Annotated in this window: 8 protein-coding genes, 1 tRNA gene and 1 pseudogene; 4 read left to right on the top strand and 6 right to left on the bottom strand. The window is 64.0% G+C overall.

Annotated features, from left to right (window positions below; all coding sequences use genetic code 11):
- Positions 1 to 427: pseudogene (locus P0Y43_RS14670) on the bottom strand (IS3 family transposase); the annotation flags it as partial.
- 108 nt (positions 428 to 535) lie between these two features.
- Entirely contained in the window at positions 536 to 862 is a 327-nt protein-coding gene (locus tag P0Y43_RS14665) for an Arc family DNA-binding protein (protein WP_029613963.1), read from the bottom strand.
- Positions 863 to 1,209: 347 nt separating this feature from the next.
- Here P0Y43_RS14665 and phnN point away from each other — a divergent pair, with 347 nt between their 5' ends.
- The 3 genes from phnN to P0Y43_RS14650 all read left to right on the top strand — a co-directional run bounded on the left by phnN (position 1,210) and on the right by P0Y43_RS14650 (position 2,588).
- Positions 1,210 to 1,809, top strand: a complete 600-nt coding sequence (gene phnN, locus P0Y43_RS14660; protein WP_275637973.1) for a phosphonate metabolism protein/1,5-bisphosphokinase (PRPP-forming) PhnN — start codon at positions 1,210 to 1,212, stop codon at positions 1,807 to 1,809.
- Between the two features lie 205 nt (positions 1,810 to 2,014).
- Positions 2,015 to 2,086 (top strand) — tRNA-Arg (locus P0Y43_RS14655).
- A gap of 214 nt (positions 2,087 to 2,300) precedes the next feature.
- Positions 2,301 to 2,588: an Lrp/AsnC ligand binding domain-containing protein gene (locus P0Y43_RS14650; protein WP_275637972.1), complete on the top strand. Its 288-nt coding sequence runs from the start codon at positions 2,301 to 2,303 to the stop codon at positions 2,586 to 2,588.
- A gap of 39 nt (positions 2,589 to 2,627) precedes the next feature.
- Here the strand turns inward: P0Y43_RS14650 and P0Y43_RS14645 are convergent, their stop codons facing one another.
- Positions 2,628 to 3,197 carry a hypothetical protein gene (locus P0Y43_RS14645; RefSeq protein WP_275637971.1) on the bottom strand — a complete coding sequence of 190 codons (570 nt, stop codon included), beginning with the start codon at positions 3,195 to 3,197 and terminating at the stop codon, positions 2,628 to 2,630.
- Positions 3,198 to 3,373: 176 nt separating this feature from the next.
- On the opposite strand from P0Y43_RS14645, the gene P0Y43_RS14640 reads away from it, so the two are divergent.
- Positions 3,374 to 4,372, top strand: a complete 999-nt coding sequence (locus P0Y43_RS14640) for a sensor domain-containing diguanylate cyclase (RefSeq protein WP_275637970.1) — start codon at positions 3,374 to 3,376, stop codon at positions 4,370 to 4,372.
- A 97-nt stretch (positions 4,373 to 4,469) separates the two neighbouring features.
- Here the strand turns inward: P0Y43_RS14640 and lpdA are convergent, their stop codons facing one another.
- The 3 genes from lpdA to P0Y43_RS14625 are packed head-to-tail and all read right to left on the bottom strand — an operon-like array spanning position 4,470 to position 8,182.
- Entirely contained in the window at positions 4,470 to 5,849 is a 1,380-nt protein-coding gene (gene lpdA / locus P0Y43_RS14635; RefSeq protein WP_275637969.1) for a dihydrolipoyl dehydrogenase, read from the bottom strand.
- A gap of 2 nt (positions 5,850 to 5,851) precedes the next feature.
- Positions 5,852 to 7,123, bottom strand: a complete 1,272-nt coding sequence (locus tag P0Y43_RS14630) for a dihydrolipoamide acetyltransferase family protein (protein WP_275637968.1) — start codon at positions 7,121 to 7,123, stop codon at positions 5,852 to 5,854.
- The gene (locus P0Y43_RS14625) at positions 7,124 to 8,182 is read right to left on the bottom strand and encodes an alpha-ketoacid dehydrogenase subunit beta (protein ID WP_275637967.1); all 1,059 of its coding nucleotides are present in this window, start codon (positions 8,180 to 8,182) and stop codon (positions 7,124 to 7,126) included.

The following is an 8,182-nucleotide window of genomic DNA, read 5'->3' as shown; positions in this document are numbered from 1 at the left end:
CCTAGAAACTGACAAGCCCTGGCAATGCTCAGTCCTGCGACTTGGCCTTGCGAGAGGACTTGCCGGATCGCTTTTTTACGACCGAAACACCATAGTCATTTTTCAGAACATCAACGACCGTCTCGAAGAACTGGGCCTTCTGGCTCATCAGCTCAAGCTGCTGCTCAAGCTCTTTGATCCGCTGCTCTGGAGTGAGCGGTTTGGGGTCAGACATCGCGCAGCTCCTCTCGGCTCGGATCGATGCCCCTTGGCTCCAATCCTGCCGACCGTGCTTACGCAACCATACCAGAACCGTCGACCGACCCTGGATGCCATACCGCACCTGGGCCTGCTTGTAGGTCAGTTCGCCTTTTTCGATCTGATCAACAACGGCCAATTTAAAAGACAGTGAGTAATCTCGCTGTGTGCGCTTTACACCTTGCTCCATCTGACTCTCCGGAAATTCGGGATGGGAGGTGTAAACCTTATTCAGGACGGGACATCGAAAACGAAAAAAGCCAGCTTGCGCTGGCTTTTTTCATGGGCGTTGGAAACATCAGGAAGCGTCGGCGGCCATTTCCACATCGTGAGCGATGAGGGCAACCAGCGCGTTCTGCTGGCGGTGGGTGAGCTGTCGGAAACGCTGCAGCAGCTCGCGTTCGTGGAGCGAGAGCTCCGGGCTGTCCAGGCGCATGCTCAACTCGTCGCCCAGCGCACCTTCCTGGATAAGGCTCTGTTCCAGGCGGGCGATGATCTCGGAGTTCATGCTGCGGTGATGGTTGCGCGCTACCTCGGCAATGCGCTCACGCATCCCGTCTGGCAGGCGGACGACAAACTTGTCAGCGGTGCGGCTCGAATAGATAGCCTGTTTCATTGGGCGCATATAAATTGACCGGTTGTTCTGGTTCAGGGGAAGCGGTTCTCAAATTGGCCGCACGGTGGTGGTACGACCGTGGCGACGACAAAATGTTCAACCGTGATGTGATTTTGGATGCTCATCTTGCCTCATGGTTGCCGTTTCCTTGGCGTCAAATCTGTGACAAATAGTGATCCGGGTAAAGGCTTTTTGCCAGTACCAATTATCAGAAATGAGCACTGGTTTGAAAAGTTTTACGCGTTCCCGTTTCGCCGCACCGTCAGCGCTTTGTCGTCAAAATCTGGTAAAAGCCGACAAAGGCCAGGGAAAAAGCCTAGAATGCGCGGGCTTCCCTAATATTGAGCATAGTGGCTATGCAACATGACGCAAGCAACATCCCGCACACGCCGGGCCGCCTGATATTTCTGGTTGGACCGTCTGGATCGGGAAAAGATTCCCTGATCGATGCCGCGCGCGTGCAATTGGTTGAGCAGGGCGTGCGGATTGCCCGCCGGGTCATTACTCGCTCGGCTGAGGCGCGCGGCGAAGACGCCGTAGGGGTGAGCCCTGAGCGCTTCGAAGCGTTGTGCCGTGAGGGGGCGTTTGCCTTGCATTGGCAAGCCAATGGGCTGGCCTACGGCATTCCCGCACAGGTGAAGCAATGGCTGGCGCAGGGCAGCTCGGTGCTGGTCAATGGCTCGCGGGGGCACCTGGCCGAGGCGCGTCGGTGTTTTCCTGACCTGCTGGCGATCCGCCTTAGTGTCGCGCCCCAGGTATTGCGCCAGCGCCTGTTGGCCAGGGGTCGGGAGACAGTCGAAGAAGTCGAGCAACGGCTGGCGCGTAATGCGCGGCTGGCGGCGGACGACGACCCGGCGGTGCAGGTGCTGGACAACTCGCGGTCGCTGGACGAGGCCGTTGCGGCGTTGTTGGGGTTGTTGCGCGAAGAGCGGGTGATTGGGCAATTGGCCGGCTAGGACAGGTAGGCGCCCTGCCTGTGGGAGCGGGCTGGCCCCGCGATGCGATCGCCCCGTCCCCACGTCCCGAAAAGGATTACACGCAAAACCCCAACCCGCGCATGACAAATGGCCACTTGCTGGTTAACATGCACGCCGCCTGACCGTGCAACGCCAGGGTTCGCTTCTCCAAGCCACTGAATCTGCGTAGAATGCGCGCCGTGACGTCCCCTTAGTTCAACGGATAGAACAAGCCCCTCCTAAGGGCTAGATGCTGGTTCGATTCCAGCAGGGGACACATCCTCGCTTCATGCCCCTGCAAATCCCCACACGCCCATTCGGACGATTGCCTGCGCACGCGCCGACAATCCTGTGTTGACCCGCTCACACTGAAAACCCGTGTCACGCTCAAGAAAATTGCAGCATCGCTGCGTACCCCTCGAAGCGAACGACGTATCCCTGCGTCTCCCTACTCTATTGGCAACAGCACAACACCGCCAAAGTGCGGAGTCATGAAAAACGTTGCCAAGCACGCCTTGAGCCAGTTGCAGCGCCCCGACCTGCTGCAGGTCAGGGCCAAGTTCAAGCAGGCGATCCGCAACACGCCCGAGGTGATGAGCGGCTTCTACATCACCGGCGATGCCGATTTCATGCTGGTGGTGACGTGCAGGAACATGGAGGACTACGAGCATTTCACGCGCCGTTTCTTCTACGAGAACAGCGACATCAAGAGCTTCAAGACGATGGGGGTGATGGATCGGGTCAAGGCCGGTTTCACCCTGCCGATCGAAGAACCCTGAGGCGCCCGGCGTTGCGCCGGCCACCCCAGGTCGGGCAGGTCAAACCTCGACGGCTTGCTGCTTGTCTTCGTTCTGCTTGCGGGCTTGGGCGGGATCAGTGAGGCTGCCCAGTTGGTTGGCCTGGCTGGCGGCTTCGGCTTGCTGCACCTTGGCCTGGGTCTTGAGCTCGATCTCGTCCTTCATGCGCTGGGCAATCTGGTTGTCGATCTTTTCCTTTTGCTCTGGCGGCAAGGCGTTGTACTCGTCCTCGGTCAGGCCCATTTCCGCGAGGAACTTGGCCTTGATCTTCTCCTCCGGGGTTTTGTCCATGTAGTCACGGAACGCTTCGGTGGCGCTGGTGGCGGGCAGCTTGGGCGTGCTTGCGCTGGCCTGTTGGCGCGCGGCGACGTCGGGGTTCTGCAGCAGCACCTTGAGCTTCGCGAAGGCCTCCTGGCGGGCGTCCTCGGCGTTTTGCTGGGAAGTATTGCCCTGGCTGTTTTGCTCGGTGGCGGTTTTGCTGGTCGCCATCGGCGTGCGGAACTGCAGGGCCTCGGCCAGCGGCTGCTCGTTGCCGCTGCGGCTCGGCTGCTGCACGGGGTTCTGCCAGCCCAGTCCATTGATACTGATCATGACTCTCGTCTCCTTGGTGTAGTAAAGCGAAGGCTGTGGCGCAAAACCCGTGCCAGCGTCGTGTCAGCAGGCAAGTCAGGGGGTTGCGGCTATTCTGGGTGATAGTTCGATGGGCATGTTTGCCTGTGAGGGGAACGCGTTTGCCGCTAGCGGCAAACGCGACAGGGGGAGCGTTCATGAACGACACATCCAGGCCGACACCGGCCGGTTTCAGCGACCAGCAGATGCATACCCTGTTCGAGCTGGTCAGCGATGGCATCTGGGACTGGGATGCCAACAGCGGCTACGTCTACCGCAACCCGGGCTGGTACGCGATGCTCGGCTACCAGGCGCATTCGATGGCCAATACCGTGTTGACCTGGGAAAGCGTCATTCACCCGGAGGACTACCCGCGGGTGATGGCGCACTTCGAGGCCTACATCAACCGGCGTAACGAGCGCTACCGCATCGAGTACCGTTGCCGGTGCCAGGACGGCAGTTACCTGTGGATCGAGGACAGTGGCCACATCATCGCGCACAACGAAGATGGTTCGGTGGCGCGCATGCTCGGCGCTCACCGCAACATCGACGCGGGCAAGCGCCTGGTGGCCGAGTTGCAGCAGAAGAACCTGTCGCTGGAGGCCCAGGTGGCCGAGCGGACCCGCCAGCTGTCGTGGGTCAACGAGCAATTGCAGCGCCAGTTGGATGAAAACCGCGACCTGGCCGAGCGCGACGCGTTGACGCGCATGGCCAACCGTTATCGCCTGGAGAAGACCCTGCAGCAGGAATGCGAGCGCGCCAGGCGCTACCGTCAGCCGTTCGCGTTGCTGGCGATGGACCTGGACGATTTCAAGCCGATCAACGACTGCCATGGTCATGCGCGTGGTGATACGGCGTTGATCGAGGTGGCCGAGCGCATTCGCGCCTGCCTGCGTCCGCAGGACCTGCCGGCGCGTTGGGGCGGTGACGAATTCGCCGTGGTGTTGCCGGCCACCGGGCTTGCCGAGGCGTTGCAGGTGGCGCAGGCGATTCGCCGGAGCATGGCGGCGTTCGCGCCGATCGGGCAGTGCCGCTTGACCATGAGTTATGGCGTGGTGCAATGGCAGGAAGGAGATGACCCGGTGGGGGTATTGGCACGGGCTGACCAGGCGCTGTATCGGGCCAAGGCGGCGGGGAAGAATGCGATCTCCGAGTGAGTGGGGGAGGCATTGTCGGCCCTGTCGCGAGGTCCGCCCAGACAAAAAAGACCCGCGGCGCCTGGTATCGCAGCGGGTCAAATGTCCGCTTCAGTGTCTAGATGTGCAGGGCATGCCCCAGCGCCCGCAGCGCCGCCTCCTGCACCGCCTCGCCCAGGGTCGGGTGGGCATGGATGGTGCCCGCGACATCTTCCAGTCGCGCGCCCATCTCCAACGATTGCGCAAATGCCGTGGACAGTTCCGACACCGCCGCCCCCACTGCCTGCCAGCCGACGATCAGGTGATTGTCACGCCGCGCCACCACGCGCACGAACCCGCTCTTGGACTCCAGGCTCATGGCGCGCCCATTGGCCGCGAAGGGGAACTGCGCGACCAGGCAATCCAGCCCCTGCGTGCTGGCTTGCTCCGGGGTCTTGCCGACCACCACCACCTCCGGGTCGGTGAAGCACACCGCGGCGATGGCCGCAGGCTCGAAGCGCCGCGCCTTGCCGGCGATGATTTCCGCGACCATCTCGCCCTGGGCCATGGCGCGGTGCGCCAGCATCGGCTCACCGGCCACGTCGCCGATCGCCCAGACGTTGCGCATGCTGGTCTGGCAGCGTTCGTCGATGGCAATGGCGTTGCCGTTCATCTTCAGCGCCAGGCTTTCCAGGCCGAAGCCCTGGGTACGCGGGCGACGGCCCACGGCCACCAGCACCTGGTCGGCGGCCAGTTTCAGTTGCCCGCCCTGGCCGTCGCGGGCCAGTAGGTTGCCGCTGTCGTAGCCTTCGACGCTGTGCCCCAGGTGCACGGTGATGCCGAGTTTCTTCAGCGACTCGGCCACGGGCGCGGTGAGCTCGGCATCGTAGGTCGGCAGGATGCGCTCGCGCGCCTCCACCACGCTGACCTGGGCGCCGAGCTTGCGGTAGGCGATGCCCAGCTCCAGGCCGATGTAGCCGCCGCCAACCACCACCAGGTGCTTGGGCAGCGCCTTGGGCGCCAAGGCCTCGGTGGAGGAGATCACCGGCCCGCCCAGCGGCAGCATCGGCAGCTCGACGCTGCTGGAGCCGGTGGCCAGCAGCAGGTGCTCGCACTGGATGCGCTGGCCGTCGACCTCGACGTTCTTGCCGTCGAGGATCTGCGCCCAGCCATGGACGACCTTCACCCCGTGCTTCTTCAGCAGCGCGGCGACGCCTGTGGTCAGGCGGTCGACGATGCCGTCCTTCCATTCGACGCTGCGGCCGATATCCAGGCGCGGCGCGTCGACGCTGATGCCCAGCGGCGAGTCGCCGGTATGCCGGCTGGCCTGGTGGAACTGCTCTGCCACGTGGATCAAGGCTTTGGACGGGATGCAGCCGATGTTCAGGCAGGTGCCGCCAAGCGCCTGGCCTTCGACCAGCACGGTGGGAATGCCCAGTTGCCCGGCGCGGATCGCGGCCACGTAGCCGCCGGGGCCGCCACCGATGATCAGCAGGGTGGTATTGACGATCTGTTGCATGCTCACTCCACGAACAGGCAGGCGGGCTGTTCCAGCAGGCCACGCACGGCCTGGATGAACAGGGCGGCATCCATGCCGTCGACCACGCGGTGGTCGAACGAGCTGGACAGGTTCATCATCTTGCGCACGACGATCTGGCCGTCGATCACCATCGGCCGCTCGACCATGCGGTTGACGCCGACGATCGCCACTTCCGGGGTGTTGACCACTGGCGTGCTGACGATGCCGCCCAACGCGCCGAGGCTGGTCAGGGTGATGGTCGAGCCACTCAGTTCCTCGCGGCTGGCCTTGTTGTTGCGCGCGGCATGGGCCAGACGCGCGATCTCGCTGGCGTTGGCCCACAGGCTGCCGGCCTCGGCGTGGCGCAGCACCGGCACCAACAGGCCGTTGTCGCCCTGGGTGGCGATGCCCACGTGCACCGCGCCATGGCGGGTGATGACCTGGGCCTCGTCATCGTAGGTGGCGTTGATCTGCGGGAAGTCACGCAGCGCCACCACCAGTGCGCGCACCAGGAACGGCAGCAGGGTCAGCTTGCCGCGGCTTTCGCCATGCTTGGCATTGAGCTGTTGGCGCAGGGCTTCCAAGTTGGTCACGTCGATTTCCTCGACGTAGCTGAAGTGCGCGACCCGGCGCTTGGCGTCTTGCATGCGCTGGGCGATCTTGCGGCGCAGGCCGATCACCTGAACCTGTTCGCTGTCGGTGCGCTTGGCGTAGCCGCCCGGCGCCTGCCCAGCGTGGGTTTGCGGCTTGCTGATGAAGGCGTCGAGGTCTTCGTGCAAGATGCGCCCGGCCGGGCCACTGCCGTGCACATAGCGCAGCTCGATACCGGCGTCCAGGGCGCGCTTGCGCACGGCGGGGGAGGCCAGCGGCTTGTCGTGGGCCTCACGCGGCACGATGGGAACGGCCTCGCGGCGGGTCACGGGTTGCGTGGCCTCGGGCTGCGCTTCGATGCGTGGCGCGGGCGCTGCCGCGATCGGAGCGGCCGGCGCCTCGGCGGGCTTGGGTTGCGGTGTGTCGACATGGTTGCCGCTGCCTTCGACTTCGATGCGGATCAGCTCGCTGCCGACCGCCATGACCTCACCGGGCTGCCCGCCCAGGGCCAGCACCTTGCCGCTCACCGGCGAGGGAATCTCCACCGTGGCCTTGTCGGTCATGACATCGGCCACTACCTGGTCCTCGGCGATCACATCGCCGACCTTGACGAACCATTCCACCAACTCGACCTGCGCGATGCCTTCGCCGATGTCCGGCATCTTGATGACGTGCGTGCCCATTCAGACCTCCATGACCCGTTTCAATGCCGCGCCTACCCGTGAAGGGCCGGGGAAGTAGGCCCATTCCTGTGCGTGGGGGTAGGGGGTGTCCCAGCCAGTGACGCGCTCGATCGGCGCCTCGAGGTGATGGAAGCAATGCTCCTGCACCAGCGACACCAGCTCGGCGCCGAAGCCACAGGTACGGGTGGCCTCGTGGACCACCACGCAGCGCCCGGTCTTCTTCACCGAGGCGACGATGGTTTCCAGGTCCAGCGGCCAGAGGCTGCGCAGGTCGATGACCTCGGCGTCGACGCCGGTTTCCTCGGCGGCCACCTGCGCCACGTAGACCGTGGTGCCGTAGGTCAGCACGGTGACGTCGTTGCCGGGGCGGGTGATCGCCGCCTTGTCCAGCGGCACCGTGTAGTAGCCGTCCGGCACGGCGCTGTGCGGGTGCTTGGACCACGGTGTCACCGGGCGGTCGTGGTGGCCGTCGAACGGGCCGTTGTACAGGCGCTTGGGCTCGAGGAAGATCACCGGGTCGTCGCATTCGATCGAGGCGATCAGCAGGCCCTTGGCGTCATACGGGTTGGACGGCATCACCGTGCGCAGGCCGCAGACCTGGGTGAACATCGCCTCCGGGCTCTGGCTGTGGGTCTGGCCGCCGTAGATGCCGCCGCCGCAGGGCATGCGCAGGGTCAGTGGCGAGATGAACTCGCCGGCCGAGCGGTAGCGCAGGCGGGCCATCTCCGAGACGATCTGGTCGGAGGCCGGGTAGAAGTAGTCGGCGAACTGGATTTCCACCACCGGGCGCAAGCCGTAGGCACCCATGCCCACGGCGGTGCCGACGATGCCGCTCTCGGAGATCGGCGCATCGAACACCCGCGACTTGCCGTACTTGTTCTGCAGGCCCTCGGTGCAGCGGAACACGCCGCCGAAGTAACCGACGTCCTGGCCGTAGATCACCACGTCGTCATCGCGTTCGAGCATCACATCCATCGCCGAGCGCAGGGCCTGGATCATGGTCATGGTGGTGGTGGACATGGCGGTTTCCGGCTTGATGCTGTTGTTGTGGTCGTTCAT

This window comes from Pseudomonas entomophila (assembly GCF_029193575.1).
Lineage (GTDB): Bacteria > Pseudomonadota > Gammaproteobacteria > Pseudomonadales > Pseudomonadaceae > Aquipseudomonas > Aquipseudomonas entomophila_G.
Note: the sequence above shows the minus strand (reverse complement) of the source record. Positions and strands in the feature narration are given on the sequence as shown.

Excerpts from the sequence above, each read along its gene's own strand:
- P0Y43_RS14665 (WP_029613963.1), bottom strand. The coding sequence starts at position 862 with ATGCGCCCAATGAAACAGGCTATCTATTCGAGCCGCACCGCTGACAAG.
- P0Y43_RS14645 (WP_275637971.1), bottom strand. The coding sequence starts at position 3,197 with ATGATCAGTATCAATGGACTGGGCTGGCAGAACCCCGTGCAGCAGCCG.
- P0Y43_RS14625 (WP_275637967.1), bottom strand. The coding sequence starts at position 8,182 with ATGAACGACCACAACAACAGCATCAAGCCGGAAACCGCCATGTCCACC.
- P0Y43_RS14640 (WP_275637970.1), top strand. The coding sequence starts at position 3,374 with ATGAACGACACATCCAGGCCGACACCGGCCGGTTTCAGCGACCAGCAG.
- lpdA (WP_275637969.1), bottom strand. The coding sequence starts at position 5,849 with ATGCAACAGATCGTCAATACCACCCTGCTGATCATCGGTGGCGGCCCC.
- P0Y43_RS14630 (WP_275637968.1), bottom strand. The coding sequence starts at position 7,123 with ATGGGCACGCACGTCATCAAGATGCCGGACATCGGCGAAGGCATCGCG.
- phnN (WP_275637973.1), top strand. The coding sequence starts at position 1,210 with ATGCAACATGACGCAAGCAACATCCCGCACACGCCGGGCCGCCTGATA.
- P0Y43_RS14650 (WP_275637972.1), top strand. The coding sequence starts at position 2,301 with ATGAAAAACGTTGCCAAGCACGCCTTGAGCCAGTTGCAGCGCCCCGAC.